Here is a 26,207-nt window from a genome sequence, read left to right as displayed (position 1 = left end):
GGCGCCGGGGCACCCGGGCGCTCACCCCTCCCCGCGCCGCTCCCACTCGGCGAGGGCCCGCAGCTGGCCGGGGGTGATGCCGTCGGGTATCGGCACCGGCGGCGGTGTCCGCAGCGGCGGCTCCCAGCCGCGCTCGGGATGCCAGCTCCGGACGGTACGGGCGGGCGCGCCCGCCACCACCGCGTGATCGGGCACCTCCCCCCGGACCACCGCACCGGCCGCGACGACCACATTGCGGCCCAGCCGCGCCCCCGGCAGCACCACGGCACCGGTGCCCAGCCAGCAGCCGGGGCCGATGGTCACGGGCGCACTCCGCGGCCACTGCTTGCCGACGGGCAGGTCGGGATCGTCGTAACTGTGGTTGGTCGAGGTGATGTAGACGTACGGTCCGCAGAACGTCTCCCGCCCCACGGCCACCCGGGCATCGGCGACGATATGGCTGCCGCGCCCCAGGACGACCCCGTCACCGAGGCTCAGTACGGGATCGGGCCCCAGGTCGAGGCCGGGCATCATGCCGGCGGTGAGCGTGACCTGCTCGGCGATGATGCAGTGCTCACCCAGTTCGATCCACGGCTCTCCGAAGACCGTGCCCTGGGGGAACGCCAGCCTGGTCCCCGGGCCGATGCTCCGGAACCGGAGCCGTCCGGGCCGCTCGGCCGTCACCGCACCCGCGCGCTGCGCCCCGTGCCACATCCGGTGGACGGCACGGTGCAGCGCCTTCTGCCACCAGGCGGAAGGCGAGGGCAACGAGAACGTGTTGCTGTTCCTGGGCACCCGCATACGGTAGTCGGCGGAAGCAGCCCGGTTCAGGGCCCCCGGCTGTGACGTTCGTCCCGGTCGCGCCCGCAGCCCCGTCGGACGCCCATCCCGCGCATGCCGCCCCGCGCCGGTCCCGGCCGGAAGTCCGCCCTCCCGCCCCGGACGCCGGCCCGGGGCGGAGCCACCGATACCACGATCCGGGCCCCCGCCGGGCGACTTCGCTGCGAAGTCCTCCGTTCTGTGGGGAGTCCCCGCGGTCCGGGCTCGCCGTGGACGGCCCGTGGCTAGCATGAGCGCCACGCCCGTGCGGAAGATCACCGTCAACTTCCGGTGTCCGCCCACACGTTCGGCCGATGCGCGCGGATCGGCCCACCGCACCCCTCCGTTCCCGGCCCTGTCTCCGGGCATGCCGGTCCGGACCCCCAGCGGCCGCCGGCTCGCCGCCGACGGGGCCGGCAGACTCCAGCAGCGAAGGACCCCATGTCCGTGCAAGTCGCCCCGAAACCGCATCGGATACGCACCCCGCGGCCCCTGCCGCCCGCCGTCGCCCCCGCCGCCGTCGCGCTGGCCGCCGTCGCCGGGGTCACGGCCATCGCCGCGGCCCCCGCCCCGGCCCGTGTCTGGGCGGCGGTCACGGTGACCCTCGCCTGGGCCACGATCACGGCCGGGGTCGTGTTCGGCACGCTCAACGCCCGGCGGCTGCGCGCCGCGGCGGCCGCGTCCGACGAGGTGGCACGGGCCCTGCGGATCCGCTCGGCCCGGTCCGACGAGGACGTGGTACGGCTGCTGGAGGTCACCCTCCCGCTGGTCGTGAAGCGTCTGCGGGACGGAGAGGGCGCGGACGCCGTACTCGGAGACGTACCGCAGCCCGCGCATCCCCTGCTGCGAGCGGTACTGGCCCACTGCGCGGCCGAACTCGCGGCGGGCGAGAGCGTCGCCAGGGCCGCGACCGCCGACAGCGTCACCGCGGTGCGCCGACTCGCCCGGTCCGCCGACGAACTGGACCTGCTCACCTCGTCGGCCCTGCCCGCGGCGCTGGCCCGGCTGCGGGCGGGCGATGCGGCGGACACCGTACTGGCCGGACTGAAGCCCCCCGGCGACGACCGGCTCCGGATCCTGCTGGACACGATCGTCCGCGAGGTGGCCCGGAGCGAGCGGCGGGCAGCCGCCGTGATGGGCGCGGGCACCAAAACCCTCAGCCGGGTCCAGGCCATGGCCGTGAGCATGCTCGCCGATCTCCGCGAGATGCAGGATCGTCACGGCGGTGAGGTCTTCGGCGAACTGCTGGGACTGGACCACAAGACCTCCCAGCTGGGGCTGCTGGCGGACCGGCTGTCCCTGCTGATGGGCGGCCGGACCAGCCGTACCTGGAACCGCCCGATCGGTATGGAGTCGGTGCTGCGCGGGGCGGTGGGCCGGATCTCCGCGTACCGCCGGGTCCGGCTGCACTCCACCAGTACGGCGCGGATCGCGGGGTACGCGGCCGAGGCGGTCATGCATCTGCTGGCCGAGTTGATGGACAACGCGGCCAACTTCTCCCCTCCCGTGGACGAGGTGCACGTCTATGTCGAGGAGCGGGCGGCCGGTCTGGTGGTCACCGTCGAGGACAGCGGTCTGAAGATGGCGGAGGCACAGCTGCGGCGGGCCGAGGAGGCGGTGTCCGGGCGGGCCGCCGACCTCTCGTATCTGCCGAGCACCCGGATCGGGCTGGTCGTGGTGGGGCTGCTGGCGGTCAAGCACCGTGTAACGGTGACCTACCGGCCGTCGTCGCGGGGCGGCACGGGCGTGGTCGTCCTGCTGCCCCCGCAACTGCTGCACCAGGAGCAACTCCCTTACCAGGAAGCGGGGCAGAGTGCCGAGGGGGATCCGGAGGCCCCGGTCCCCGGCGAGCGCCGGGCCCCCGGGCCGTCGCCGGAGCGCGGGACGGACCCTTGGCCCTCCGACGCGCTGCCCGGACCCGCACTCCCGGACCCGGTGCTGCCCGGACCCGTACCGCCGGATCCGCGGTCCCCGTATCCGGGCCCCGGTGCCGTACCGCCGGCCGCCGCCCCGGGCCCCGGGATCCCGCCGCCCCGCTCCTCCGGAACCCCCGCCGGGCCGCGTCTGGCGACACCCAACGGGCTGCCGGTACGGCCCCGCGGCCGCACCATGGCGGCGGCCGACCGAGGCCGGCCGGAGGCTCCCGGGGACTTGTCGGGCACGACCGGCACGACCAGTGCCACCGGCGGGGGCGGACGGAACGCGGGCGCGCAGTTCGGCGCCTTCCACCGCTCGATGGTCCGCTCGACGGCCGCCCGCGGCCCGGTGCGCGGCGACGCCGTCGGGGCCGCCGGATCCCGTGACCCGGCGGGAGGGCCGGGGCCGCTCGACGGGCCCGTGCACGGTACGAGTCCGATCCCCGCGCGGGCAGGCGGACGGACCGGCGGTGAACCGGTTGCGGAGCCCGCCGCGGACGGCTCCCGCCCATGACGGCCGCGACCACGGCCACCGGTCCCGTACGGCTCCGTCCGTCCCGGCCCGGCCGGCCCCGTCCGCACGCCCGCCGGACGCCCGTACGACGCGGTACGGGAACGGACCGAACCGGACCGGTCAGCGGGCCGGGGCGGCCGACCCGAGCGCCACGAACACCCTCGTCACCCCGACGATCCCGACGATCCCCACGACAGGAGGCACGGGCCGGCGCCCCGGCCGAGGCCGGCGCCCGCCCCAACCGACCATGCAGCAGACCACCGATACCAGCCTCACCTGGCTCCTGGAGGGCCTCATCGACCGCACCCGGGGCACCCGGCACGCCCTGGTGCTCTCCCGCGACGGTCTGAAACTCTGCTGGACCCCGCGGCTCACCCTCGACCAGGCCGATCAGCTCGCCGCGATCTGCTCGGGCATCCAGGCCCTCGCCCAAGGGGCGTCCGTCGAGTTCGGCGACGGCACCGGCGGCGTACGGCATTCCATGACCGAGTTCCACGGCGGTCTGCTGTTCATCGTGGAGGCCGGGGAGGGCGCCCATCTCGCCGTGGTCGCCGACGACGGCGCCGATCCGGGCGCCGTCGGCCACCAGATGACCGAACTCGTCGACGGCATAGGGCACCACCTGCGCGCCGAGCCCCGTATCCCGCCCGGTCCGGAGAGTACGCGCCCATGACCCGTCACCCCGTCGACCTGGGGGAACCGGACCGTCTGTACACCGTCACCGGAGGCCGCTGCACCGTCGGCGCCGATCTGGAGCGCACCTTCGACCTGGTCACCCTGGTGGTCGGCGAATGCGGCCCGGCACCGGGCATGCAGTCGGAGCACGCCCGGATCCTCGGTCTGGCCCGGCATCCGGTCTCCGTCGTCGAACTGTCGGCGCAGCTGAGGCTGCCGGTCACGGTCGTACGGATCCTGCTCGGGGATCTGCTGGCGACGGGGCGTATCACCGCACGGCGGCCGAGGCCGGCGCGTTCACTCGCCGGTCTGCCCGATTCGGCCCTTCTGGAAGAGGTGCTCCATGGACTCCGCAACCTCTGAGCTGTCCGCCGGGCCACCGGCGTTCACCCCGCTGACGGATTCGGCCGACACCGGGCTGAAGATCGTGATCGTGGGCGGTTTCGGCGTCGGCAAGACCACCCTGGTCAGGTCGGTGAGCGAAATCCGGCCCCTGAACACGGAGGAGGTGATGACCCAGGCGGGGCTCGGCATCGACGAGACCGCCGGTCCGACCGCCAAGTCGACCACGACGGTCGCCTTCGACTTCGGCCGGATCAGCCTCAACGAACGGCTGGTGCTCTATCTGTTCGGCGCGCCCGGCCAGGAGCGGTTCTGGTTCCTGTGGGACCGGCTGTTCGCGGGGACGCTCGGCGCGGTGGTCCTGGTGGACACCCGCCGGATGAGCGACTCCTGGTACGCGATCGACCGGCTGGAGAACCACGGCACGCCGTTCGTGGTCGCGGTCAACCGCTTCGAGAACGACCCGGCGCTCTTCTCGCTCCGGGAGATACGGCAGGCGCTGTCGCTGGCCCCGCATGTACCGCTGGTCGACTGCGACGCCCGGGTCCGCGCCTCGGGCAAGTACGTGCTGCTCAGCCTCGTCAACCACCTCCGTGATCTGACCCTGGCCCGGGAGACCGCCCCATGACGAACCGCGGCGACACCGCACGGCCCGCCCCGGGCCCGGACACTGCCCTTCGTGCCCGCACGCCCGCGGACGAGCGGCTCGTAGCGTCCGGGCCGCCGCCCGGTCCGGTTCCGGGCACCGTCGGCGGCGGGGGTTCCGAAGGCCCCGGCAGGACCGGGAGCGGCCCGGCCCAGGACGGTGCCGTCGAGTTCGCCCCCTCGGCCGGCGCCGGGATGCCCGGACGGTACGCGGCCCTGCGGCGCGCGCACGGGAGCGTCGCCCCCGTCGTCCTGGCCGGGGGCGTCCGGGCGTGGCTGGTGCTGGGCTATGCCGAGGTGGCCCATGTCACCGGCCACGACGAACTGTTCGCCCGGGACGCACCGGGTCCCGGACCGTGGCCGGGAGCGGACGGCGGGCCGGGGGCCGGACCGGCGACGGACCTGCGGCGGGTGCCGTCGGTGGCCCGGGCCCTGGAGTCCGTGGACCACTTCGAACTGGCCCAGGGCTGCCGGGGTATCGCCCAGCGCCTCATCGACGCCTTCGCGGGCAGCGGCCGGGCCGAGCTGATGGGCGCCTATGCCCGGTCGCTGTCGCTGCGCGCCGCGGTCCTGATGTGCGGGCTGCCGCCGGGGACGGAGGCGACCGAAGGGCTGGTACGCGATCTGGGCACCGCACTCGCGGGCGACGGGGAGCCCGTGGCGGACCGGGCGGAGAGGGCCCGGCCGGGCGGGAACGGGGCGAGTGGAGGGGAGTGCGCCGGTGCCCGGGGGGACGAGGCGGTGGCCGCGTACGTCCGGGCCGGTGAGCGGGTACGGCGGCTGGTCGCCGTGCGGCGCGCCGCACCCGGCCCCGACGTGGTCTCCGCACTGCTGGCGGATCCGGCCGGAGCGACCGACGAGGAGGTGACCCGGCAGGTGCTGGGGCTGGTCGCGGCGGCCCATCGGCCGACGGCGGACTGGATCGGGAACACCCTCCGGCTGCTGCTCACGGACGAACGGTTCGCCCGGGACGTCTCCGGGGGGCGGCTCAGCGTCGGGGAGGCGCTGAACGAGGTGCTGTGGCTGGACACACCGGTACAGCTCGCCGCCGGGCGCCGCGCCCGGCGCGATACCCGGCTCGGCGGACAGGGGATCCGGGCCGGGGACCGGGTGGTGCCGGGGCTGGGGGCGGCCAACACCGATCCCGGGATCTGGCCGGGCGGCCGGACGGGCGCCGGGAACGCGGCGCACCTCTCCTTCGGGGGCGGCGCCCACCGCTGCCCCTACCCCGCGCCGCTGCTCGCCGACGTCATGGCCCGTACCGCGGTCGAAACGCTGCTGGAGCAACTGCCGGACACCGTGCTCGCGGAGGAGGCGGCGGAGCCGGCCTGGCGCCTCTCGGTCCGGTCGCGGGGGCTGGTCGCACTCCCGGTGCGGTTCACCCCGGTCGTCCGCTGAACCTGCCCGGGGCTCCCCGGGCCGGCCGCCGCGCGGGGCGGGCGCACGGCCGGATCAGGCGGAGGGGCGCAGGGTCCAGGTGATGGTCATCAGCCCGGTCACCGCACCGTCCGCGCGCCGGATCTCGACCGTGACGTCGAACTCGGGCCGCTCCCCCGCGTCCAGTTCGGCGACGACGGCGGCAGCCGGGCGGGCGAGCGTCGCGGTGGCCGTCACCTCGCCCTTGGCCAGTTTCCGGTAGCCGATCTCGGCCTTCACGGCGAGCGGCACCGCACGGTGCAGCTGATCGCCGAAGGCGGCGAGGACGATCGCGCCGCTGGCGGACTCGGCGAGGGTGAACATCGCACCGGCGTGGGGTCCGCCGACATGGTTGTGGAAGTCGGCCTGGTCCGGCAGGCGCAGCACCGCGCGCTCCGCGGTCGCTTCGATGAACTCCAGATTGAGGGTCCGGACCATGGGGACGGTGGCGGCGAGCAGCTCGCCCACGGACTTCTGATCAGCACTCATGGCCGCGATGTTACCGACGGGTAGAACTCTTGGCCAGACCCTTCCGCACACCGGATCCGGGCCTCCCGGCTCCCCGCCGGGGCGATCGGCGGAGCCGGGCCACGGCCGCCCGCGGGACCGGCCGGCCGGACGCGGGGGCCACCCTTTAGGGTTACTCGCCATGTGGCCAGCAGGACAGCAGCAGCAGCCCGGCGACGGGGACCCTCCGCAGCAGGGCCCGCAGGGCCCCGGCCCGCATGCTCCCTACTCGTATCAGCAGCCCGGATACCAGCAGCCGGATCATCAGCAGCCCGGGTACCGGCCATCCGGCTATCAACAGCCCGGGTATCAGCAGTCCGGGTATCAGCAGCCGAACCCCTATCAGCAGCCGCCGGGCCCGGGCGGGCGGCCGGGCTACCAGCAGCCGGGGCTCCACCAGCAGCCCACCGTCTCCCAGGCCGCTGCCTCACCCTGCGCCGTCTCCGGTCCGCCGCCCGGACCGCCGGGGGACCGCCGGAAGACGGCCGTCGTCGCCGTGGTGGCGGCACTGGCGGTCGTCGCGGCCGCCGTCGTCACCGGGGTCGTCGTGCTGGGCGGGGACCGGGACACCGGCGACCGGGCGGCGGACCGGCAGGGCGGCGGCGCCTCCGCGGGGCCGGCGGATACCGCGCAGACGGCGGGGACTCAGCCACCGCCCCCGGTCACGTCGACGGAGGAGAACCCGCGCGCGGGCAAGGACGCCGAACCGGCCGTCCCCGGCTGGAAGGTGGTCATCAATCCCCAGCACGGCACGATGTTCGACGTACCGCCCGAATGGACGCTGATGGGTGCCGGGATGCAGACGGGCTACGAGGACGAGAAGCTGGGCAACGGCACGCCCGCGGTCGTGATGTCGGCCCCGGCCCAGCTCCGGCCCGCCTGGTGTCTGTACGACTACGACAAGGACGGCACCAAGGAGGACTGGGGTCTGGCCACGGCGGGCACCAAAGGCGCGCGGGGCGCCCGGAACACCGCGGACGCCGCCTACAACGAGGCCTGGAACTGGGCCTGGGCGGCCTATGCACAGAGAGATCCGGCGGGCACGGTGAAGGTCGCGCGGGCCAGGCCGTTCACGACCGCTTCGGGGCTGGCCGGCAGCGTCGCCACGGCCACGGCGAACGGTACGACGAAGCGTCACGCCTGCGAGACCGACGGCAAGTCGACGGCGTTCAGCTTCAAGGACTCCACCGGCGAGATCAAAACCTTCGTCCTGCACGGGGTCAAGGGTGTCAAGGGCGAACTCCCGGAGGCCACGGTGCAGAAGATCCTGGGCACCGTCCGCCAGGTGAACGCGGCCGGGGGGTAGTCCGCTCCGGCGCCACCCCGTCAGCACCGGCCCCGCCGGTTGTTCCGTCTCTCGCGTCAGTTCCGTCAGTTCCGTCAGCCGATGCCGAACGCCCCGGCGGGCGGCTCCGGCGAATCCCGTGCTTCGGCGTCCCGTACCGGCCGGGCGTCCCCGGCGAAACGTACCAGCGCGGGCCCGTGTTCGACCCGGGCGGGGAAGACGTCCGCCGCGGTGCGCCGGGCGAGGGCCGCCGTGTCGAGGGGTGCGTGGGACGCGAGGAGCAGCACATTGCCGAAACGGCGCCCCCGCAGTACGGCGGGCTCCGCGATCAGCGCCAGTTCACCGAAGACGGTGCCGAAGGTGGCGAGCTGGGAGCCGAGGAAGCCGAAGGGCGCGCCGTCGGCCAGGTTGGCCGCGTACACCCCGCGGGGCCGCAGGACCCGCTCGGCGGCACGGGCGAATTCGACGGACGTGAGGTGCGCGGGCACCCGCGAACCGCCGAAGACATCGGCGACCAGGACGTCGGCGCTGTCCGCCGGGGCCGCTTCGACATGGGCGCGGGCGTCGGCGGTGTGGACCGTGATGCCCGATCCGGCGGGCAGCGGCAGCTGCTCGGCGACCAGCTCCAGCAGCCCGCGGTCGGCCTCCACCACGTCCTGCCGCGATCCGGGCCGCGTCGCGGCGGCGTAGCGCGGCAGGGTCAGTGCGCCCCCGCCGAGGTGGAGCAGGTCGAGCGGGGCACCCGCCGGGGCGCAGGAGTCGAGCAGGTGCGCGATCCGGCGGGTGTACTCGAACTCCAGGTAGGTGGGGTCGTCGAGGTCGACGTACGACTGCGGGGCGCCGTCGACGGTCAGCAGCATCGCCCGCTCCCGGTCGACGTCGGGCAGGAGCCGGGCGAAGCCGTGGTCGACGGCCCGTGCGACGGGTATCGCCTCGGCCGGTGCGGGGTGTCGGTCGTTCTCCACTCCCCCATTGTCGGTGCCGCGGGAGCAGGGCCGGAGGGGCCCGCGAGCCGGCCGGGCTCCGTACGGGATCGTACGGAGCCCGGCCGCCCGCGCCCCCCCCTACAGCAGTTCGGTCACCGTGCCCGCGCCGACGGTACGGCCGCCCTCGCGGATCGCGAAGCCGAGGCCCGCCTCCAGCGGGACGTCCCGGCCCAGCTCGACGGTCATGGTGACCGTCTCCCCGGGGCGGGCGACGCCCTGCTCGCCGAGGTCGATGTCCCCGACGACGTCCGCGGTGCGGAGGTAGAACTGCGGCCGGTAGCCGGTGGCGACCGGTGTGGTCCGGCCGCCTTCGCGCCCGGAGAGGAGATAGACGCGCGCCGTGAAACGCCGGCCCGGGGTGGCGCTGCCCGGTGCGACGACGACATGGCCCCGGCGGACCGCGTCGCGCTGGAGTCCGCGGAGCAGCAGCGCCACGCTGTCCCCGGCCTCGGCGTACTCCATCGGCTTGCCGAACGTCTCCACGCCGGTGACGACGGTCTCGGTGTCCGCGCCCAGCACCTGGACCCGGTCGCCGACGCGTACGGTTCCGCGCTCGACGGCGCCGGTGACGACCGTGCCGCGCCCGGTGATGGTGAGGACGTTCTCCACCGGCATCAGGAACGGCGCGTCGGTGTAGCGGACCGGCAGGGGCACATAGGTGTCGACCGCGTCGAGGAGCGCCTCGACGGCTCCCGTCCAGCGCGGGTCGCCTTCCAGGGCGCGCAGGCCCGAGACCCGGACGACGGGCGCGGCGTCGCCGCCGTAGCCGTGCCGGGTGAGCAGATCGCGGACCTCCAGCTCCACCAGGTCCGTCAGCTCGTCGTCGCCCGCATCGGCCATGGTGAGCGCGGTGACGATGTGGTCGACGCCGACCTGGCGCGCGAGGAGGACGTGCTCGGCGGTCTGCGGCATGACGCCGTCGAGCGCGGAGACCACGAGGATCGCCCCGTCCAGCTGCGCTGCGCCGGTGATCATGTTCTTGACGTAGTCGGCGTGGCCGGGCATGTCGACATGGGCGTAGTGGCGGGTGTCGGTCTCGTACTCGACGTGCGCAATGTTGATGGTGATACCGCGCGCCGCCTCCTCGGGAGCCTTGTCGATCCGGTCGAAGGGCACGAAGCCGCTGCCGGTGCCGCGGTCGCTGAGGACCTTGGTGATGGCGGCGGTCAAGGTGGTCTTGCCGTGGTCGACGTGCCCCATGGTGCCGATGTTGAGGTGCGGCTTGGTGCGTACGTAGGCGGTCTTGGCCATGTGTGATCGTCCTCGAAGCTCAGGAGGTGTGGTGTGGAACGGGACCCCTGGGGCCTGCCGACCCTCCCCCTTGGGGGTCCCACCGGACGATCCGGGAAGGGTCAGCTTCGGGCGCCGTCGGCGACGAGGATCACGGCAGCCCTCACCGTCGCTGCGACAAGGCAGCGATCAGGGGAAAGGGCGGGCCGGAACATGGGTCGATCATGGCGGAGGAGCCCCCCGGCGGTCGACCGGTTTTCCCACGGCGCGGACGGGCGGACCCGCCCCGCGCCACCGGCGGCCCAGCCACCGGCGGCTCAGCGGCTCAGCGGCTCAGCGGCTCAGCGGCGATCATGCCCCGGGGCCCCGCCGTCCCCCACCGACCTCGCCGAGCCCCGCCGAGCCGCGCCGAGCCCGCGGACTGCCGCCGATGCCCACCGGACTCCACTGAACCCCGCCGATCCCCGCCGGGAGGTGAGGCGCCCATTACGGCGCCCTGACGGCCGCGTCGGTTACGCTCCCCGGATGTTCGAACCCGCGCCCGGGCCCGTCGCGGGCCCCCGGCCCGCCACCGCCCTCGCCGCCCGCTGCGGCAGGGCACTCCTCTCCCCGTGGTCGAAGCTGTCGCTGCTGGCGCTGATGCTGCTGTCGGCGGGTGCGCTGGTGCTGCTGTACGAGCCGCAGCGGGCGCTGGCCGACGGATGGCCGCCGTTCGCGCTGAGCGGTCCGGCCGCGGTCGTCCTCTTCGCCGCGGCATACGGGGCGTGTACGGCGGCCTTCGTGCCCCGGCCGCTGCTGAACCTGGCCGCGGGGGCGCTCTTCGGCTCCCAGGCCGGACTGGTCGCGGCGCTCTCGGGCACGGTGCTCGGCGCGGGTATCGCCTTCACTCTCGGCCGGCTGCTCGGGCAGGACGCGCTCCGCCCGCTGCTGCGGGGCCGCTGGCTGAAGGCGGCGGACCACCAGTTCAGCGCGCACGGCTTCCGTTCGATGCTGGGGGTACGGCTGTTCCCCGGGGTGCCGTTCGCGGCGGCCAACTACTGCGCCGCGGTCTCCCGGATGGGCTATGCGCCGTTCCTGCTGGCGACGGCCATCGGGTCGATCCCCAACACCGCCGCGTATGTGATCGCGGGCAGCCGGGCGGGTTCGCCGACCTCCCCCGCCTTCCTGGTGTCGACCGGGTTCATCGTCGTCACCGGAGTGGTGGCGAGCGTTGTCGCCTGGCGCAAACGCCATCGCCTGCGCGGGAATTGATCCAGGAGTTAACCGGACGTTCACCCCTTAGGGTGCATGCACGTACATCTCGCTGCGGGAGGGTACTCTTCCTGCCCATCGGCGCAGGAACGGACACCGTGCGCCCCGGAACACTCCGGGGCCGCCGGATCGCGGACTCTCCCTTGGGTGGCGTACTTCTACATGTCGTGGTTTGAATCCCTGATCCTCGGACTCGTACAGGGCCTGACCGAGTTTCTGCCCATCTCGTCGAGCGCCCATCTGCGGCTCACGGCCGCCTTCGCGGGCTGGGAGGATCCGGGTGCGGCGTTCACCGCGATCACCCAGATCGGCACCGAGACGGCGGTACTGATCTACTTCCGTGCGGATATCGCCAGAATCGTCTCGGCGTGGTTCCGGTCCCTGACGGACAAGGGCATGCGCGCCGACCACGACGCGCAGATGGGCTGGCTGGTCATCGTCGGGTCGATTCCCATCGGAGTCCTCGGCATCACCCTCAAGGACCAGATCGAAGGCCCCTTCCGGGATCTGCGGCTGATCGCGACGACCCTGATCGTGATGGGCATCGTCCTCGGCATCGCCGACCGGCTCGCGGCCCGCGACGAGACGGGCGGCCGGCACCGGGCCGCCAAACAGCGCAAGACGCTCAGGGAACTGAATGTCAGGGACGGCCTGATCTACGGCTTCTGCCAGGCGATGGCGCTGATCCCCGGCGTCTCCCGGTCGGGCGCCACGATCAGCGGCGGCCTGCTGATGGGCTACACCCGCGAATCGGCGGCGCGTTACTCGTTCCTCCTCGCCATCCCGGCCGTTCTGGCCTCCGGCGCCTACGAGTTGAAGGACGCGGGCGAGGGGCATGTCTCCTGGGGCCCGACCATCTTCGCCACCGTGGTCGCCTTTTTTGTGGGATATGCAGTTATCGCATGGTTCATGAAGTTCATTACGACCAAGAGCTTCATGCCGTTCGTGGTCTACCGCATCCTGCTGGGCCTTCTGATCTTCGCCCTGGTCGGGGCGGGTGTCCTCAGCCCCCATGCGGGCGAGTCCGGAAGCTGACGGACTCCCGCGGACGCCGCGGGACACCCTCCGGAGGTACTCCGCGGGTGGCCCGCAGGGGCTGCCGGAGGGCCGGAGAGGGCTTCGGGGACCGATAAGACGCGATGACACCCGGTGGCAACCGATGACATTCGTCACGGCACTCGGTGCCAGGCGACAGGCAACCATCCTGCGCTACCCGGTGTTCGCCCTGTTCAAACCGGATACCCCGGGCGCTTGGGAAGCACTGAAGTCGGCCAAGGTGGCACTCCGGGCGTGCAGCAGGGGTTCACGACCGCCCGGCAGGCCGTAATCTGGAGCCATGTCGCCCCTTCAACACGAGTCCGAGGCTGTCACGTCCTCGGCGCCCGTCCCGTCCGCCGCCGAGCTGAATGCCCGTATCCGGGAGCTGTGGGCCGACGGACGGCTGCCCGAGGAGCGGCGCGGTGAGTACGAGGCGCTGGTACTGAAGTGGGCGACGACGCTGGAGCACATCGAGCGCGCCGCCTGAGCGACCGGGCGGCGGACCGGCGCCCGGACCCGGTCGGCCCGGCCGCCCGCGGGCGGCTAGCCTTGTCTCCACGATGAACCGTCTGACCACCCCCTGGGGCGAACTCGCCCTCACCCGTTTTCCCGAGGACCCGCGCGACCCCCTTCGCGCCTGGGACGCCGCCGACGAGTATCTGCTGCGGTACCTCGCGGAGCAGGGCACGGACCTCTCGGGGGAACTGGTTGTCCTGGGTGACCGGTGGGGCGCGCTGACCGCCTCGCTCGCCGCGTACCGTCCCGTACAGATCACCGACTCCTTCCTGGGGCAGCGGGCGACCGCCGTCAATCTGGCGCGCAATGGCGCGACCGAGGGCGCCGCCGAGCTGCGGAGTGTGCGCGACACCCCGCCGGAGCGGATCGACGTCCTGCTGGTACGGGTGCCCAAGAGCCTGGCACTGCTGGAGGACCAGCTGCACCGGCTGGCGCCCGCCGTCCACGAAGGCACGGTCGTCATCGGCACCGGCATGGCAACCGAGATCCACACCTCCACCCTGAAGCTGTTCGAGCGGATCATCGGCCCGACGCGGACGTCCCTCGCGGTGCGCAAGGCGCGGCTGATCTTCTCGACGCCCGACACCTCGCTGCCGCGGACACCGGGCCCCTGGCCGCTGCGGTACGGCCTGCCGGACGATATCGGCGTGATGTCGGGCCGTACGGTCACCAACCACGCGGGCGTCTTCTGCGCCGACCGGCTGGACATCGGCACCCGGTTCTTCCTCGGCCGGCTCCCGGTCCCGCGCGGTCCGGTCCACGTCGTCGACCTGGGCTGCGGGAACGGTGTGGTCGGTACGGCCGCGGCGCTGGCCGGGCCCGAGGCATCGGTGACCTTCGTCGACGAATCGTTCTCCGCCGTGGCCTCGGCCGAGGCCACGTACCGCGACAACGTTCCCGAGGGCGGCGGCGGAGCCGCGTTCACCGTCGGCGACGGACTCGCCGGGCTGCCGGACTCCTCCGCCGATCTGGTGCTGTGCAATCCGCCCTTCCACAGCCACCGGGCGACCACGGACACCACGGCCCGCCGGATGTTCACCGACGCCCGGCGGGTGCTGCGGCCCGGCGGCGAGCTGTGGGTGGTCGGCAACCGCCATCTGGGCTACCACGTCACCCTGCGCCGTGTCTTCGGCGATTGCGAGGTGGTGGCGGGCCATCCGAAGTTCGTGGTGCTGCGGGCGGCTGTGCGGGCCGCTCCGCTCCGCCGTTCGCGTGCCGGGACGCGCTGACGGACCCGCACGGGTCTTGGCCCCGGGGGAAAGCTGCCGGACACTGAGCCGATGACGCAGCGCGTGGATCTTTCGACCGTGATGGACAGGCTGGCCGTCGACGATCTGGTCACGGAGTACGCGGTGGCCGTGGACGACGGGGACTGGACCGCCTACCGGGCCCTGTTCACCGACGACGGCCGGGCCGACTACCGCTCTTCGGGCGGTATCGAGGGCCCGGTGTCCGAGGTCGCCGTCTGGCTGGCGGATGCCGTGGGCCGGTTCTCCGTACGGCAGCACCTCATCGTCAACCGGCGGGTGAGCATCGAGGATCTGGGCGGCTGGCCCGGTGACCGGGCGGAGGTCCGGGCCGACTACGTCTGTCCGATGCGGCTCGGCCCGGACCAGCATCTGGTGAGCGGCGGCCGGTACACCTTCGCCCTGGCCAGGACCGGCGGCGGCTGGAGGCTCCGCGGGGTGGTCGTCGACGAGAGGTGGCGGCACGGGCCCGGGTAAGTCCGCGGGCGGCTCCCGGAGGGCGGCCGCCGCTGAGCACGGCGGCCCTCCGGCTGCTGACCGGTTCAGCCGGCCTGTTCGAGGGCCCGGACGACGATCTGCTCGCACAGTTCGTGGGTCCGCAGGGCGTCCCGGGCGCTGAGCACCTTGCCCGCGCGGACCGCGTCGACGAACCCCAGGACCGCCTGCTCCAGACCTCGCTGGCGGGCGACCGGCACCCAGTCGCCGCGACGGCGGACGCTGGGCTGCCCCTTGTGGTCGATCACCTCGGCCAGATTGCGGACCTCGCGCTTGGAGTCCTGGCCGGAGAGCTCCAGGATCTCCTCGGTGGAGCCGCTGAGGTGGTTCATCGTGCCGATGGCGGTGAAGCCGTCACCGGAGAGCTGGAGGACGACGTGGTGCATCAGCCCGCCGTCTATCCGGGCCCTGACGTCGGTGTGGGTGACCGTGCCGGGGACGAGGAAGCGCAGGGTGTCGACGACGTGGATGAAATCGTCGAAGACGAAGGTGCGCGGATTCTCGGGGAGTCCGATGCGGTTCTTCTGCATCAGGATCAGCTCGCGCGGATGCTCCAGGCACTGGGCGTAGCCTGGCGCCAGACGGCGGTTGAAGCCGACGGTCAGGGAGACCCCGCGGGACTCGGCCAGCTCCACCACCCGCCGAGCCTCGGCGTAGTCGTACGCGATCGGCTTGTCGACATAGGTGGGGACACCGGCCTCCAGCAGGGCCGTGACGATCTCCGGGTGGACCGCGGTCGGGGCGTGGACGAACGCCGCGTCCAGCCCTGCCGCGATCAGGGAGCCCAGGTCGGTGTGGCGGGCCGGGTCCGGAACGCGGTAGGTGTCGCCGGTCCGGGCGAGGGTCTCGGCACTGCGGGTCTGCAGATGCAGTTCGACCCCGGGCAGGGTGCCCAGGACCGGGAGGTAAGCCTTCTGCGCGATATCGCCGAGACCGATGCAGCCGACCTTCACTGAGCCTCCTGGTGCTTGTCGCCGTCCGCCCTGGTGCGGGCCGGTTCAGCATACGTGCGGTGCGGCGGCCGCCAGTCGGCGATTCCGTCGAAGGCCCGGACCGCGGCTCCGGGGCCCGGACGGGCGGTGAGGGCCATCAGCCCGTCCCGGAGCGCGACCGCCGGGCGGCTGTGCAGGGACTGGAGGCGGAACACGCGGGCGGCGCGGCGGACGATGCGGGTGGTGCGGGGCAACCGGTCGGCGGTGTACGCGGCGAGGCCTGCGCCCAGGTCGGCGCCGGCGCAGTGGTGGGCGAGGACGACGGCGTCCTCCACGGCCTGGTTGCCGCCCTGGCCGAGCGAGGGTGCCATGGCGTGGGCCGCGTCTCCGACGAGGACGGTACGGCCGCGGTGGAAGGCGGGCAGCGGATCGGTCATGTGGTGGACGTCGTGGCGGAGGACGCCGTCCGGTGCCGCGGCGGCGATCAGCCGGGGAATCGGGTCGTGCCAATCGCCGTAGCGGCGCAGCAGCTCCTCCCGTTCGTCGGCGGCGTGTTCGCCCTCGGGTGCCACGGCCGCCGCATACGCGTAGGTGCGCCCGTCCTTGAGGGGTTGGCTGCCCCAGATACGGCCGGCGCCCCAGGTCTCATGGGGGTGCACGCCATCTACACCGCGGGCACCGAAGCCGCCGGAGATGACCATGCGCCAGGTGGTGAGGCCGGAGTAGCGGGGTCCGGGGTGGCCGGGGAAGAGGGCCCGGCGTACGGCGGAGTGGATGCCGTCGGCACCGACGACGAGATCGGCCTCGATCCCGGTCTCCGTCCCGGCGGCGGATGCCGTTCCGTCGGGTCCGGTCCCGGATCCGGATCCCGTCCCGGCGTACCCGACGGCTACCCGCGCGGGCCGGCCGCCGGGCGCTCCGGGGTCGACGAGCCGGGCGGGGCTGCCGGTGCGTACGGTGCCGTCCGGCAGGCGGCTCAGGAGCCGTTCGATCAGGGTGGCCCGGTGCAGCAGCACGACGGGGCCGCCGAACCGGGCGGCCAGTGCTTCGCTGTTCATCCGGGTGAGCCACCGGCCGCCGGGGGTACGCAGTCCGCCGCCGCCCTGCCAGGCGGCGAGGGAGCGGATCTCGTCGCCCAGCCCCACCGTATCGAGGGCGCGCTGGGCGTTGGGGGCGAGGGCGATCCCGGCCCCGACCGGTTCGAGGGAGGGGGCCCGCTCCAGGACGGTGACCTGCCAACCGTTCCGGTGGAGGGCGACGGCCGCGGTCAGCCCTCCGATTCCGCCGCCGATCACGACGGCACGCTGCTTCCTCATGGGCACCCCTCCCGTTAACTACACCTGTAGTGACGGCATCGAAGCTACTACACATGTAGTACGGGCGGTAGATTGGGCCGTATGACACCACCCCAGGCCTCCGGATCCGCCGGGGCCGGACCCGCGGCGAACCGCGCCGGGCTGATCGCCGACACCGCCCTGCGGCTGCTGGCGGAGCGCGGGATGCGCGGACTCACCCACCGGGCCGTGGACGAGGTCGCCGGACTTCCCCAAGGCTCCACCTCGAACGGCGCCCGCACCCGGCTCGCCCTGCTGGAGCTGGCGGTACGGCGGCTGGCCGAGCGCGAGGCCGAGGTGCTCGGCATGGCCGGTCTCCCGCCGGGCAACGGGCTCACGGCCCTCGCGGACGCGTTCGCATCCGCCGTGCACCGCTATCTGACCGGCCATCGCCCGCTGGTCGTGGCCCGGTACGAACTCGCTCTGGAGGCCACCCGCCGCCCCGAACTGCGCGCCGTCTACGACGCCGCGGGCGGCCGGCTGCGCGCCCCGCTGATCGCCCTGATGGCGGGGGCGGGATCGCCCGCACCGGAACGGCACACGCTGTCCCTGATCGCCTGGGCCGACGGGCTGATGTTCACCTGTGCGGCGGGCTCGTACCACGACGCGGTCCCCAGCCGGGAGGACCTCAGGACCGGCTTCGGCGAACTCCTGCGCGGCATGCTCGCACCTCCGGAGCACACCCCGGCCCACCCGCCCGCTTCCTGAGGCCCGCGCCCCGCCTGCACCTGCCTTCCGCACCGGGCGCGGTCCTGCCCCCGGGCAACCCGACCGCCGCCACTCGTACGGAGCAACGTGCGCGCGTACGGCTCCGTACGCGCCCCCCGGCCCAGCAGAGTGGCGACCGTGCCGCGAACGACGAACGCCACCGCCGCCCTGACCGCGCTGACGGTCTGGGCCCTCCTGGGTATCAGCGCCACCGGCTGTGTGACGGTGGCCCCGCAGCCTTCCGCGCAGCCCGCGCCCGCACCGCCCACCAGTGCGCCGCCGCCCCCCGTCGTACACCCCCAGATCGTCCGTCAGCCGGCGCTGGAATCACTGGTCCGGCCGTCCGAGCCGGCGCCGCCGCCGAGCGTCTCGCGGACCGTGCGCCCGGCGGCTCCCCCGCCCCGGACGGAGCGCCGGCGGCCGCCCGCCACCACCCCGGAACGCCCCCGGCACCGCCCTGTGCAGCCGCCGCGCCGGCCCGTTCCCGCGGTACGACCGGAGTCGGTGCCGGACGTCTGCGGACTGGCCGAAGCGTACGGCGGCTGGAGCCGGAACAGCGCCCAGGCCAGGATCTGCCGGGACGCAGCCCGCTACTGAGCCCGGCCCGGGGCGGATCACCCGGGCGGACCGCCCGGGTCCCGGTCGAGCCGCCGCGCCAGTTCGTCGATACCGGCACGGATCCGGCGTACATGACCGTCGTCCCCGCCGAGGGCGTCCAGCGCGGCACGGGCCCGGTGGAGATGGAGCCGGGCCGCCTCCGGGTGGTGCAGCCGCAGATAGCCCGCGGCGAGGTCGAGATGGAGTGACGGGCCGAGCGCGCGCAGGGCCTGCGCGGTCCCCGGGGACGCCCGCCCGGTCCCTCCCGCGCCGGCCGCGGCGAGGGCCCGCAGATCCCAGGCCAGGGCATCGCCCGGATCGTCCTGCGCGTCGGCGAGATAGCGGGCCAGCGTACAGCGGTGGAGCGCCTCGCCGCCGTCACCGAGTTCCGACCAGAGTGCGGCGAAGCGGTTCCGGGCCTCTTCCCGGTCGCCGGCGTGCAGCAGCATGGCGGCCTGCCCGATCCGGGTCGTCAGGGCGTCGTCGAACGCCTGTTGCTGGGTCACCGCGGCCTCCCGCGTCGGTGCGGCGCCGGGGCGGCGGCTCCCGCCCGGCGGTGGCGCTCATTCCGCCGGGAGCGACGCTAACCGCAGACCGTACGAATCCGTGTCAGGCCGGGCCCGGCGGCCCGGTCCGGCGCCGGGCCCAACCCACGGGACGCCGCGACGCCGCGACGGGTCGGACTCCGTACCCCGGTGGGCACCGGTCCGGCCCCGGGACTGCCACCGGCCCGCACCCGGGACACCCGGGGTCAGGCCGGTGGCGGCCGGTCAGCCCAGGTTCGGGATGCGCCAGTCGATCGGCTCATGGCCCTGCGCCGCGACCGCCTCGTTGATCTGCGTGAACGGCTGGGATCCGAAGAACTTCTTGGCCGACAGCGGGGACGGGTGCGCGCCCTTCACGACCACGTGCCGGCCCTCGTCGATCAGCGGGAGCTTCTTCTGCGCGTAATTCCCCCAGAGGACGAAGACCGCGGGATCGGGCCGCTCGGCCACGGCCCGGATGACCGCGTCCGTCACCTTCTCCCAGCCCTTGCCCTTGTGGGAATTGGCCTCGCCGGCCCGGACCGTCAGCACGGCGTTGAGCAGCAGCACCCCCTGCTCGGCCCAGGGCATCAGATAGCCGTTGTCCGGGACGGGGAGGCCCAGCTCCGCCGCCATCTCCTTGTAGATGTTCCGCAGGGACGGCGGGATCTTGACGCCCGGCCGGACCGAGAAGCACAGCCCGTGGCCCTGCCCCTCGCCGTGGTAGGGGTCCTGGCCGAGGATGAGGACCTTGACCTTCTCGTACGGAGTGGCCTCCAGGGCGGCGAAGACCTCCTCACGGGGCGGGTAGACCGGCCCCCGGGCCCGCTCCTCCTCGACGAACTCGGTCAGCTCCTTGAAATAGGGCTTCTGCAGCTCGTCGCCGAGGACGCCGCGCCAGGACTCGGGCAGCAGGTCGGTGTCGGTCACGTCAAGAACCTCCGGAATGCGTTGCGTTGCCGAACACAGAACCTACCGGGACCCACTGACAACGGGTCCGGCCGCCCGGTGTTCACCACCCGGTGTTCACCGTCCGCCACCCCGGCGACTCACCACTTGCCCTTGCGGAACAGCTCCCAGACCTGCATCACGGTCTGCGGGTCGAGCGCCCGCTCGGCACCGCCGATCTCCGCCGTGGTGGCGAGGTACAGCTTGCCCTGCCAGAGCGGCAGCAGCCGGACGTCGGCGGCCAGGATCTGCTGGGCCCGGTGGAACTGGCGGGCGACCGCGCCCCGGTCGACCTCCTGCCGCGACTGCGGCAGCAGCTCCTCGGTGATCTCCGCGTTCCGGTACGGCGTGTTCAGGGCGTTCCGCTCACCGACGAAGGGGGCGATGAAGTTGTCCGGGTCGGGGAAGTCGGGGAACCAGCCGCGCCCGAAGACCGGGTACTGCCCGGCCGAGTACCCCTTCTGGAATTCGGCCCACGGCTTGCCCCGTACGGTCACCCGGAACAGCCCCGAGGTGTCGAGCTGCTTCTTGATCTCGGCGAACTCGGCCTCCGTCGCCGAACCGTAGCGGTCGGTGGCGTACCACAGCTCCAGCGGAACGGGCTCGTCGATCCCCGCATCCTTCAGGATCTTCCGGGCCTTGGCCCGGTCCGGCTCGCCGTAGACGTCGAAGAACTGGCCGGTATGTCCGGCGATCCCCTTGGGGACCATCGAGTAGAGCGGTTCGGCCGTGCCGCGGTAGACCGTGCGCACGAGTCTGCCCCGGTCGATGAGCTGGGCTATCGCCCGGCGTACGGCGAGCTTCCCGGCCACCGGGTCGTCGGCGTTGAAGACCAGGTAGCGGATGTCCGCACCGACCGACTCCACCAGCCGGAGATTCTTGTGCCGGGGCAGCCCCTCCTGGAAGGCGGCGACCTCCGGCGCGGTCAGCCCGCGGTAGGTCACGTCGATCTTCCGGTCCTCCAGGGCCTTGACCATCGAGGCCGAGTCCTTGAAGTACCGGATGGTCACGGAATCGTTCCTGCGCTGGGCGAACCCCTGGTACGAACCGTTCCTGCCCAGCTCGGCCCGGTCCCCTTTGGCGTACTTCTTGAGGACGTAAGGCCCCGATCCGGTGAGCTTTCCGTCGGTGCGCAGCCCGTCGGCGGGGTACTCGCCCGGCGGGACCAGCGAGAGCGCGGGCGTGGCCAGGATGAACGGGAAGGTGGCGTCGGGGACCCTCAGCCGGAAGGTCACACTCCGGCTCCCGCTGGTCTCCACCGAGGCCAGGGAGCCCAGCAGCGCCTGCGGGCCCTGCTTCGAGTTGATCGTACGGATCCGGTCCACCGTGTGCTTGACGGCCCTGGCGTCCAGCTTCTCCCCGTTGGAGAAGGTCAGGTCCTTGCGGAGTTCGCAGGTGTACGTCCTGTTGGCCGCGTCGCTGAACTTGCATTCCGCGGCGTCGGGCTGCGGGGTCGTGCTCCCGGTCGGAAAGCTGAGCAGCGTCTGGAAGACGTTCCGGTACAGCTCCCAGGAGCCGTCGTAGGCCGCGGCCGGGTCGAGCGTCGACGGTTCGCTGACCGTTCCGACGGTGACGTTCCCCTTGCCGTCGGCCTCGGCATCGGTGAACACGCCGCATCCCGCGAGCAGGGAGATGGACGCCAGGGCCCCGGCGCCTCGCAGAGAGTTCCGGTAGAACACGTGCGCACGCTCCTCTTTCGGCCGTGATCCGGCGGACCCTGCCGCAGTGCCCCACCGGGGTCGGATCCGGATCCCGGCAGGGCACTTGATCGGTCGGCGCCGCTCGGCGCGAGGTACCTCAATGCACTCCGGCTGTGAGGAAGATACCTCCGTCGACCACGAGCGTCTGCCCTGTGATCCAGTCCGATTGCGAAGAAGTGAGAAAAGCTGCCGCGCCGCCGATGTCCTCGGGCACACCGAGCCTGCCGAGGGGGTACTCCGCGGCCGCCTCGGCCTCCCGGCCCTCGTACAGCGCCCGCGCGAACTGCGTTCTGACGACGGCCGGTGCGATGGCGTTGACCCGGACCCCGGGGGCGAACTCGTGGGCGAGCTGGACGGTCAGATTGACCATGGCCGCCTTGCTCATCCCGTACGCGCCGACGAACGGCGAGGGGGCGAGCCCGGCGACGGACGAGATATTGACGATCGCCCCGCCGTGCTCGCGCTGCCAGGCGTGCCAGGTCTGCTGGGCGAAGCCGAGTGCGGAGATCACATTGGTGTCGTACACCTTGCGGACGACCCCGAGGTCCACGTCCGCGAGCGGTCCGTAGACCGGGTTGGTGCCCGCATTGTTGACGAGGAAGTCGATCCGGCCGAAGGCCTCCATGGTGCGGGCCACGGCCGTGGCCCGGTGTTCCTCGTCATGGGCCTTGCCCGCGACGGCGATCACCCGGTCCGGGCCGAGCCGCGCCACGGCGTCCCGCAGCGCGTCCTCGCCCCGGCCGGTGATGCAGACCCGGTCGCCGCGCGCGACCAGCGCCTCGGCGACCGCGTATCCGATGCCCCGGCTGGCGCCGGTGACCAGGGCGACCCGTCCGCTGCCGGCCGCCGGTTCCTTCGTCGTCCCGCTCTCCACGATCCGCCCCCGTCAGTCGAGCGGTCCGCCGGCCACGTACAGCACCTGGCCCGAGACGAAGCCCGTATCGTCGGCGGCGAAGTAGGCGATGGCCCCGGCGACGTCCTCGGGCCGGCCGACGCGCTGGACCGGGATCTGTGTGGCCGCGGCCGCCTGGAAGTCCTCGAAGTCCATGCCGACCCGGGCGGCGGTCTGCGCGGTCATCTCGGTGGCGATGAAGCCGGGGGCGACGGCGTTCGCGGTGATGCCGAACTTGCCCAGCTCCTTGGCGAGGGTCTTGGTGAACCCCTGGAGTCCGGCTTTCACCGCGGAGTAGTTGGCCTGGCCCCGGTTGCCGAGGGCCGACGAGGACGACAGCGAGACGATCCGCCCGAAACCGGCGTCCACCATATGCTTCTGGCACGCCCGCGCCATCAGGAAGGCGCCCTTGAGGTGCACGTTCATCACCGTGTCCCAGTCGGACTCGGTCATTTTGAAGAGCAGGTTGTCCCGTAGGACGCCTGCGTTGTTGACGAGGACGACCGGCGGACCGAGTTCGGCGGCGATCCGTTCGACGGCCGCCTCGACCGCGGCGGCGTCGGAGACGTCGCAGCCGACGGCGAGCGCCCGGCCGCCGGCCGAGGTGATCTTCTCGACGGTCTCGGCGCACGCGGCTTCGTCGAGGTCGAGTACGGCGACGGCGCGGCCGTCGGCCGCCAGCCTGACCGCGGTGGCCGCGCCGATGCCGCGTGCGGCTCCGGTCACGACGGCTACGCGCTGCTCGGTGGTGGACATGCTGCTTCTCCTCGCCCTGGGTGGGGGCTCGCCCGGGATGTCCCGGACCGGGTTCCGTCCCCTGTCCGAGGTGCACGACGCCCGGGTGAGCGACCGCTTAGTACCATTCCGCAGACGTGACGCTAGAAGCAGCGGCACCCGGTGTCAACGGTCCCCCGGGGGGTGCGGCGCACGGCCGGGTGCCCGTCGGCCCCGGGTCGGCTCACCGCACCAGCAGCTCGTGGAGGCGCGCCAGTTCGGCCGCGGGGTCGGCGGTCAGGCCCGTATGCACCGGGCCCGGCTGGACGACCGTGGAACGGGGCGCCACCAGCCAGCGGAACCGGCGGCCAGCATCGTCCCCCGCGGCCTGACCGGCGCCCGCGCCGCCGCCGCAGACGCCTTCGACGGCGTGCAGGGCCGCGCGTACCCCCGTCGTATCGGCCTCCGGGTCGAGGGCCTTCAGCTTCACCTCGTCCAGATGGGTGAGCGCGCCGACGAAGGACCGGGCCCGGCAGTACAGCACCACGCCCGCGTTGAAGTACTCCCCGCGCTCGACCCGCGGGACCACCCTCAGCAGCGCGTACTCGAAGACGACCCGCCCGCTCATGCGTCCGCGCCTTCCGTGCCGGTGCCCGCCGGGCGCTCGCCGCCCCCGGCGACCGGGAGCCGGCCGACCAGCCAGCCGGGCGCCTGCGAGGGACGGGGTTTCGAGGGTTCGTTCAACGTGATCCGTTCGTGGATGGTCGCCGCGCGCGGCAGCAGGGCGGCCACATAGGCGCGGCGCAGCTCGTCCGTGGTGTCGAAGCCGGGCTCGTCGACCAGCCATTCGTCCGGCACCTCGGCCGTGACCTCGGTCAGCAGCTCCTCGGTGACCAGAGGGGCGAGTTCGGCGGCGGCCGCCGCGACGTCCGGCCGGAAGGGGGCGAGGGCGTGGTCGGAGGCGTCGTACGGCTTGGCGGCGGACGCGGCGGCTCCCGGCCAGTTGTGGTGCCAGATCATGGTCGCGCCGTGGTCGATGAGCCAGAGGTCGCCGTGCCACACCAGCATATTGGGGTTGCGCCACGACCGGTCGACGTTGTTGATCAGGGCGTCGAACCAGACGACCCGGCCGGCCTCGGCCGGGCCCACCTCGTAGGCCAGCGGGTCGAAGCCGATGGACCCGGGCAGGTAGTCCATGCCCAGATTGAGCCCGCCGCTGGCCTTGAGCAGCTCCTGCACCTCCTGGTCCGGTTCGCCGAGCCCGATGACCGGGTCGAGCTGGACGGTGACCAGCTCGGGGATCCGCAGTCCGAGCCGGCGCGCAAGCTGCCCGCAGACGACTTCGGCCACCAGCGTCTTACGGCCCTGCCCGGCGCCGGTGAACTTGACGACATAGGTGCCGAGATCGTCGGCCTCGACGATCCCGGGGAGGGAGCCGCCCTCCCTGAGGGGTGTGACATAGCGGGTTGCGGTGACTTCGGTCAGCATCCGGCCAGGCTATACGGCACGATGCCGCCACCGCCGGGGCAGGAAGGGGGGGCGCGAGGGGACGTAGTGGTCGGCGAGGCCGCACAGCAGGGCGTCGGCCGCGCCGACCGGGTTGCCACCAGCCGGATGACCATCACCGGCGTCCGCCTCCGGGGACCGGACCAGCGGACCGGACCAGGGCCCGTCTGCGCGGAGACATCACAGCTCGCCCGGACGGGAAGCCATCCGCCCATGAGATCTCAGCCGCAACCCCGGTTCCCCATGCCGTTCCCGTCCCGTCTCAACCCCCACCTCGACCGGGCCCGTACCCGGGCCGGGGCATGGGCCCACCGCATGGGCATGTTCGACCCGGAGTACGGCGCCCGGCCGGGGCGGTGGAGCGAGCGGACGTTCGAACAGGCCGACTTTCCGCTGTTCATCGCCCTGACCCACCCGGACGCCGAGGCCGACGAACTCGACCTGGTCACCGCGTGGCACCTCGCGCTCTGGTTCCTCGACGATCTGTTCCTGCCTCTCCACCGCCACGACCACGCGTCGGACGTGGCACAGGTCGACCGGCTGATGACGTTCCTGCCCTTGGACGGGTTCACCCGACTGCCGCGACCGGGCACTCCCGTGGAACGGGCCTTCGCCGAACTGTGGCCGCGTACGGCCGCCACCATGGGCCCGGCCTGGCGCGAGCGGTTCATCGGCAGCGTACGGAGCTTCCTGGACGGGATGCTGTGGGAACTGGCCCATGTCGACCATGCCGTCACCGACCTGGTCGAGTACCTGGGCGCCCGCCGTGACTTCGGGGGCCTGCGGTTCACGGCCGTGCTGATGGAGCACGCCAACGGCGAGCTGCACCCGGGCCTGCTCTGCGACCGCGAGGTGCGCACCGCCGTGGACGCCTTCGTGGACGCGGTCAGCCTGCACAACGACATCGTGTCCTACGACCGGGAGCGAGGGGAGGGCACCGTGGGCAACAACGGCGTGGAGGTCGCCCGCCGTTCCCTCGGGCTGGGCCTGGCCGACGCGACCGCCCTCGTCAACGACCTGCTGACCGCCAGGGTCAACACCCTGGCCCGGGCAGGGGCGGCCGTGCCGCCCGGGGCGCGGCCGTTCGTCGCATCGCTCCAGGAAGCGCTGGCGGGATCGTACCGCTGGCACGAGCGGACCGGCCGCTTCCGGCAGCCACCGGACAGGGTCCCGGCCCCAGCCTGGGGAGCGCCCCAGGGCCTGGGCACCTCCGCGGTCCGTCTCTTCCAGCACGCTCCCCGGAACTGACGTCGCGCACGGACGCCGACCCCAGGCGCAGACACCCCGGTAATCCGACCGCGCAGCGGACTTGCAGCAGGGGATGCCCGGTTCACGAAATCGGGCATCCCCTGGACCATTGATGACTCCACTGTCACCCACTGTCCGCACCGCCGAGAGGCCACCGGCACGATCACCAGGCACAACAGCACACAGCCACGACGAACGCGCCCGGCCATAGCGCAGCCAAGCCCCCGCGTACGCCAGGCGGAA

General features: G+C 73.1%; 28 protein-coding genes. 14 read left to right on the top strand and 14 right to left on the bottom strand.

All coding sequences use genetic code 11. The features are described from left to right. Positions 1–21 precede the first annotated feature (21 nt). Positions 22–780 (bottom strand): acyltransferase, encoded by a 759-nt coding sequence (locus ACIQ9E_RS26305; protein ID WP_403711056.1) that lies wholly within the window; start codon positions 778–780, stop codon positions 22–24. 459 nt (positions 781–1,239) lie between these two features. Between ACIQ9E_RS26305 and ACIQ9E_RS26300 the strand changes: the two genes are divergently transcribed. From ACIQ9E_RS26300 to ACIQ9E_RS26280, 5 genes are all read left to right on the top strand, one after another. Then, positions 1,240–3,228, top strand: a complete 1,989-nt coding sequence (locus tag ACIQ9E_RS26300) for an ATP-binding protein (RefSeq protein WP_403711054.1) — start codon at positions 1,240–1,242, stop codon at positions 3,226–3,228. Between the two features lie 247 nt (positions 3,229–3,475). Further along, complete coding sequence (locus ACIQ9E_RS26295; protein ID WP_403711052.1) at positions 3,476–3,901, top strand: roadblock/LC7 domain-containing protein; 426 nt, start codon at positions 3,476–3,478, stop codon at positions 3,899–3,901. Then, entirely contained in the window at positions 3,898–4,266 is a 369-nt protein-coding gene (locus tag ACIQ9E_RS26290; RefSeq protein WP_403711050.1) for a DUF742 domain-containing protein, read from the top strand. The genes ACIQ9E_RS26295 and ACIQ9E_RS26290 overlap by 4 nt, the downstream gene beginning before the upstream one ends. Further along, the gene (locus ACIQ9E_RS26285) at positions 4,247–4,873 is read left to right on the top strand and encodes a GTP-binding protein (protein ID WP_403711048.1); all 627 of its coding nucleotides are present in this window, start codon (positions 4,247–4,249) and stop codon (positions 4,871–4,873) included. The genes ACIQ9E_RS26290 and ACIQ9E_RS26285 overlap by 20 nt, the downstream gene beginning before the upstream one ends. After that, positions 4,870–6,288 carry a cytochrome P450 gene (locus tag ACIQ9E_RS26280; RefSeq protein WP_403711046.1) on the top strand — a complete coding sequence of 473 codons (1,419 nt, stop codon included), beginning with the start codon at positions 4,870–4,872 and terminating at the stop codon, positions 6,286–6,288. The genes ACIQ9E_RS26285 and ACIQ9E_RS26280 overlap by 4 nt, the downstream gene beginning before the upstream one ends. A 54-nt stretch (positions 6,289–6,342) precedes the next feature. Here the strand turns inward: ACIQ9E_RS26280 and ACIQ9E_RS26275 are convergent, their stop codons facing one another. Together ACIQ9E_RS26275 and ACIQ9E_RS26270 are read right to left on the bottom strand one after the other, a co-directional pair. Next, the gene (locus ACIQ9E_RS26275) at positions 6,343–6,795 is read right to left on the bottom strand and encodes a DUF4442 domain-containing protein (RefSeq protein WP_403711044.1); all 453 of its coding nucleotides are present in this window, start codon (positions 6,793–6,795) and stop codon (positions 6,343–6,345) included. 151 nt (positions 6,796–6,946) lie between these two features. Further along, positions 6,947–7,210 (bottom strand): hypothetical protein, encoded by a 264-nt coding sequence (locus tag ACIQ9E_RS26270; RefSeq protein WP_403711042.1) that lies wholly within the window; start codon positions 7,208–7,210, stop codon positions 6,947–6,949. A 99-nt stretch (positions 7,211–7,309) separates the two neighbouring features. Between ACIQ9E_RS26270 and ACIQ9E_RS26265 the strand changes: the two genes are divergently transcribed. Further along, on the top strand, positions 7,310–8,119 hold the full coding sequence (locus ACIQ9E_RS26265) for a hypothetical protein (protein WP_403711040.1): 810 nt from the start codon (positions 7,310–7,312) through the stop codon (positions 8,117–8,119). Between the two features lie 74 nt (positions 8,120–8,193). Here the strand turns inward: ACIQ9E_RS26265 and ACIQ9E_RS26260 are convergent, their stop codons facing one another. Continuing rightward, positions 8,194–9,063 carry a spermidine synthase gene (locus ACIQ9E_RS26260; RefSeq protein ID WP_403711038.1) on the bottom strand — a complete coding sequence of 290 codons (870 nt, stop codon included), beginning with the start codon at positions 9,061–9,063 and terminating at the stop codon, positions 8,194–8,196. Between the two features lie 99 nt (positions 9,064–9,162). Beyond that, on the bottom strand, positions 9,163–10,335 hold the full coding sequence (tuf, locus tag ACIQ9E_RS26255; RefSeq protein ID WP_403711036.1) for an elongation factor Tu: 1,173 nt from the start codon (positions 10,333–10,335) through the stop codon (positions 9,163–9,165). Positions 10,336–10,839: 504 nt separating this feature from the next. On the opposite strand from tuf, the gene ACIQ9E_RS26250 reads away from it, so the two are divergent. From ACIQ9E_RS26250 to ACIQ9E_RS26230, 5 genes are all read left to right on the top strand, one after another. Then, positions 10,840–11,565 (top strand): TVP38/TMEM64 family protein, encoded by a 726-nt coding sequence (locus tag ACIQ9E_RS26250; RefSeq protein ID WP_403711034.1) that lies wholly within the window; start codon positions 10,840–10,842, stop codon positions 11,563–11,565. A gap of 162 nt (positions 11,566–11,727) precedes the next feature. Continuing rightward, a complete protein-coding gene (locus ACIQ9E_RS26245; RefSeq protein ID WP_403711257.1) occupies positions 11,728–12,600 on the top strand; it encodes an undecaprenyl-diphosphate phosphatase in 873 nt (290 codons plus the stop codon). Between the two features lie 301 nt (positions 12,601–12,901). Next, positions 12,902–13,090, top strand: a complete 189-nt coding sequence (locus ACIQ9E_RS26240) for a hypothetical protein (protein WP_403711032.1) — start codon at positions 12,902–12,904, stop codon at positions 13,088–13,090. A 73-nt stretch (positions 13,091–13,163) separates the two neighbouring features. Next, the gene (locus ACIQ9E_RS26235; RefSeq protein WP_403711030.1) at positions 13,164–14,348 is read left to right on the top strand and encodes a methyltransferase; all 1,185 of its coding nucleotides are present in this window, start codon (positions 13,164–13,166) and stop codon (positions 14,346–14,348) included. Positions 14,349–14,399: 51 nt separating this feature from the next. Next, positions 14,400–14,843, top strand: coding sequence for a nuclear transport factor 2 family protein (locus tag ACIQ9E_RS26230; RefSeq protein ID WP_403711028.1), 444 nt, complete (start codon positions 14,400–14,402; stop codon positions 14,841–14,843). Between the two features lie 65 nt (positions 14,844–14,908). Here ACIQ9E_RS26230 and ACIQ9E_RS26225 read toward each other — a convergent pair whose 3' ends face one another. Both ACIQ9E_RS26225 and ACIQ9E_RS26220 read right to left on the bottom strand, forming a co-directional pair. Beyond that, complete coding sequence (locus ACIQ9E_RS26225) at positions 14,909–15,814, bottom strand: Gfo/Idh/MocA family protein (RefSeq protein ID WP_403711026.1); 906 nt, start codon at positions 15,812–15,814, stop codon at positions 14,909–14,911. Continuing rightward, positions 15,811–17,109, bottom strand: coding sequence for an FAD-dependent monooxygenase (locus ACIQ9E_RS26220; protein WP_403711024.1), 1,299 nt, complete (start codon positions 17,107–17,109; stop codon positions 15,811–15,813). Before ACIQ9E_RS26220 ends, ACIQ9E_RS26225 begins: the two co-directional genes overlap by 4 nt. A gap of 81 nt (positions 17,110–17,190) precedes the next feature. Between ACIQ9E_RS26220 and ACIQ9E_RS26215 the strand changes: the two genes are divergently transcribed. Then, entirely contained in the window at positions 17,191–17,835 is a 645-nt protein-coding gene (locus ACIQ9E_RS26215; protein WP_403711022.1) for a TetR/AcrR family transcriptional regulator, read from the top strand. Between the two features lie 138 nt (positions 17,836–17,973). After that, positions 17,974–18,432, top strand: a complete 459-nt coding sequence (locus ACIQ9E_RS26210; protein ID WP_403711020.1) for a hypothetical protein — start codon at positions 17,974–17,976, stop codon at positions 18,430–18,432. A gap of 17 nt (positions 18,433–18,449) precedes the next feature. Here ACIQ9E_RS26210 and ACIQ9E_RS26205 read toward each other — a convergent pair whose 3' ends face one another. The 7 genes from ACIQ9E_RS26205 to ACIQ9E_RS26175 form a co-directional block, all read right to left on the bottom strand. Further along, on the bottom strand, positions 18,450–18,938 hold the full coding sequence (locus ACIQ9E_RS26205; RefSeq protein ID WP_403711018.1) for a hypothetical protein: 489 nt from the start codon (positions 18,936–18,938) through the stop codon (positions 18,450–18,452). A gap of 264 nt (positions 18,939–19,202) precedes the next feature. After that, on the bottom strand, positions 19,203–19,886 hold the full coding sequence (locus ACIQ9E_RS26200; protein WP_403711016.1) for a uracil-DNA glycosylase: 684 nt from the start codon (positions 19,884–19,886) through the stop codon (positions 19,203–19,205). 119 nt (positions 19,887–20,005) lie between these two features. Beyond that, entirely contained in the window at positions 20,006–21,583 is a 1,578-nt protein-coding gene (locus ACIQ9E_RS26195; RefSeq protein ID WP_403711014.1) for an ABC transporter substrate-binding protein, read from the bottom strand. 118 nt (positions 21,584–21,701) lie between these two features. Beyond that, the gene (locus ACIQ9E_RS26190; RefSeq protein WP_403711012.1) at positions 21,702–22,478 is read right to left on the bottom strand and encodes an SDR family oxidoreductase; all 777 of its coding nucleotides are present in this window, start codon (positions 22,476–22,478) and stop codon (positions 21,702–21,704) included. A 12-nt stretch (positions 22,479–22,490) separates the two neighbouring features. Beyond that, positions 22,491–23,252: a 3-oxoacyl-ACP reductase FabG gene (fabG, locus tag ACIQ9E_RS26185; protein WP_403711010.1), complete on the bottom strand. Its 762-nt coding sequence runs from the start codon at positions 23,250–23,252 to the stop codon at positions 22,491–22,493. 202 nt (positions 23,253–23,454) lie between these two features. Beyond that, positions 23,455–23,838, bottom strand: coding sequence for a DUF3037 domain-containing protein (locus ACIQ9E_RS26180; protein WP_403711008.1), 384 nt, complete (start codon positions 23,836–23,838; stop codon positions 23,455–23,457). Then, positions 23,835–24,698 (bottom strand): HipA family kinase, encoded by an 864-nt coding sequence (locus tag ACIQ9E_RS26175; RefSeq protein WP_403711006.1) that lies wholly within the window; start codon positions 24,696–24,698, stop codon positions 23,835–23,837. Before ACIQ9E_RS26175 ends, ACIQ9E_RS26180 begins: the two co-directional genes overlap by 4 nt. Positions 24,699–24,929: 231 nt before the next feature. On the opposite strand from ACIQ9E_RS26175, the gene ACIQ9E_RS26170 reads away from it, so the two are divergent. Further along, the gene (locus ACIQ9E_RS26170; protein WP_403711004.1) at positions 24,930–25,964 is read left to right on the top strand and encodes a terpene synthase; all 1,035 of its coding nucleotides are present in this window, start codon (positions 24,930–24,932) and stop codon (positions 25,962–25,964) included. Positions 25,965–26,207: the final 243 nt, after the last annotated feature.

This window comes from Streptomyces sp. NPDC094448, assembly GCF_044763775.1.
GTDB lineage: Bacteria > Actinomycetota > Actinomycetes > Streptomycetales > Streptomycetaceae > Streptomyces.
The sequence above is the reverse complement of the archived record's forward strand: the minus strand, read 5'-3'. Positions and strand labels throughout refer to the sequence as shown.

What these genes read in the sequence shown, in the direction of transcription:
- ACIQ9E_RS26305 (WP_403711056.1), bottom strand. Translation starts at nt 780, where the DNA reads ATGCGGGTGCCCAGGAACAGCAACACGTTCTCGTTGCCCTCGCCTTCC.
- ACIQ9E_RS26220 (WP_403711024.1), bottom strand. Translation starts at nt 17,109, where the DNA reads ATGAGGAAGCAGCGTGCCGTCGTGATCGGCGGCGGAATCGGAGGGCTG.
- ACIQ9E_RS26245 (WP_403711257.1), top strand. Translation starts at nt 11,728, where the DNA reads ATGTCGTGGTTTGAATCCCTGATCCTCGGACTCGTACAGGGCCTGACC.
- ACIQ9E_RS26300 (WP_403711054.1), top strand. Translation starts at nt 1,240, where the DNA reads ATGTCCGTGCAAGTCGCCCCGAAACCGCATCGGATACGCACCCCGCGG.
- ACIQ9E_RS26170 (WP_403711004.1), top strand. Translation starts at nt 24,930, where the DNA reads ATGAGATCTCAGCCGCAACCCCGGTTCCCCATGCCGTTCCCGTCCCGT.
- ACIQ9E_RS26230 (WP_403711028.1), top strand. Translation starts at nt 14,400, where the DNA reads ATGACGCAGCGCGTGGATCTTTCGACCGTGATGGACAGGCTGGCCGTC.
- ACIQ9E_RS26295 (WP_403711052.1), top strand. Translation starts at nt 3,476, where the DNA reads ATGCAGCAGACCACCGATACCAGCCTCACCTGGCTCCTGGAGGGCCTC.
- ACIQ9E_RS26275 (WP_403711044.1), bottom strand. Translation starts at nt 6,795, where the DNA reads ATGAGTGCTGATCAGAAGTCCGTGGGCGAGCTGCTCGCCGCCACCGTC.
- fabG (WP_403711010.1), bottom strand. Translation starts at nt 23,252, where the DNA reads ATGTCCACCACCGAGCAGCGCGTAGCCGTCGTGACCGGAGCCGCACGC.
- ACIQ9E_RS26240 (WP_403711032.1), top strand. Translation starts at nt 12,902, where the DNA reads ATGTCGCCCCTTCAACACGAGTCCGAGGCTGTCACGTCCTCGGCGCCC.
- ACIQ9E_RS26250 (WP_403711034.1), top strand. Translation starts at nt 10,840, where the DNA reads ATGTTCGAACCCGCGCCCGGGCCCGTCGCGGGCCCCCGGCCCGCCACC.
- ACIQ9E_RS26280 (WP_403711046.1), top strand. Translation starts at nt 4,870, where the DNA reads ATGACGAACCGCGGCGACACCGCACGGCCCGCCCCGGGCCCGGACACT.
- ACIQ9E_RS26175 (WP_403711006.1), bottom strand. Translation starts at nt 24,698, where the DNA reads ATGCTGACCGAAGTCACCGCAACCCGCTATGTCACACCCCTCAGGGAG.
- ACIQ9E_RS26290 (WP_403711050.1), top strand. Translation starts at nt 3,898, where the DNA reads ATGACCCGTCACCCCGTCGACCTGGGGGAACCGGACCGTCTGTACACC.
- ACIQ9E_RS26285 (WP_403711048.1), top strand. Translation starts at nt 4,247, where the DNA reads ATGGACTCCGCAACCTCTGAGCTGTCCGCCGGGCCACCGGCGTTCACC.
- ACIQ9E_RS26180 (WP_403711008.1), bottom strand. Translation starts at nt 23,838, where the DNA reads ATGAGCGGGCGGGTCGTCTTCGAGTACGCGCTGCTGAGGGTGGTCCCG.
- tuf (WP_403711036.1), bottom strand. Translation starts at nt 10,335, where the DNA reads ATGGCCAAGACCGCCTACGTACGCACCAAGCCGCACCTCAACATCGGC.
- ACIQ9E_RS26235 (WP_403711030.1), top strand. Translation starts at nt 13,164, where the DNA reads ATGAACCGTCTGACCACCCCCTGGGGCGAACTCGCCCTCACCCGTTTT.
- ACIQ9E_RS26215 (WP_403711022.1), top strand. Translation starts at nt 17,191, where the DNA reads ATGACACCACCCCAGGCCTCCGGATCCGCCGGGGCCGGACCCGCGGCG.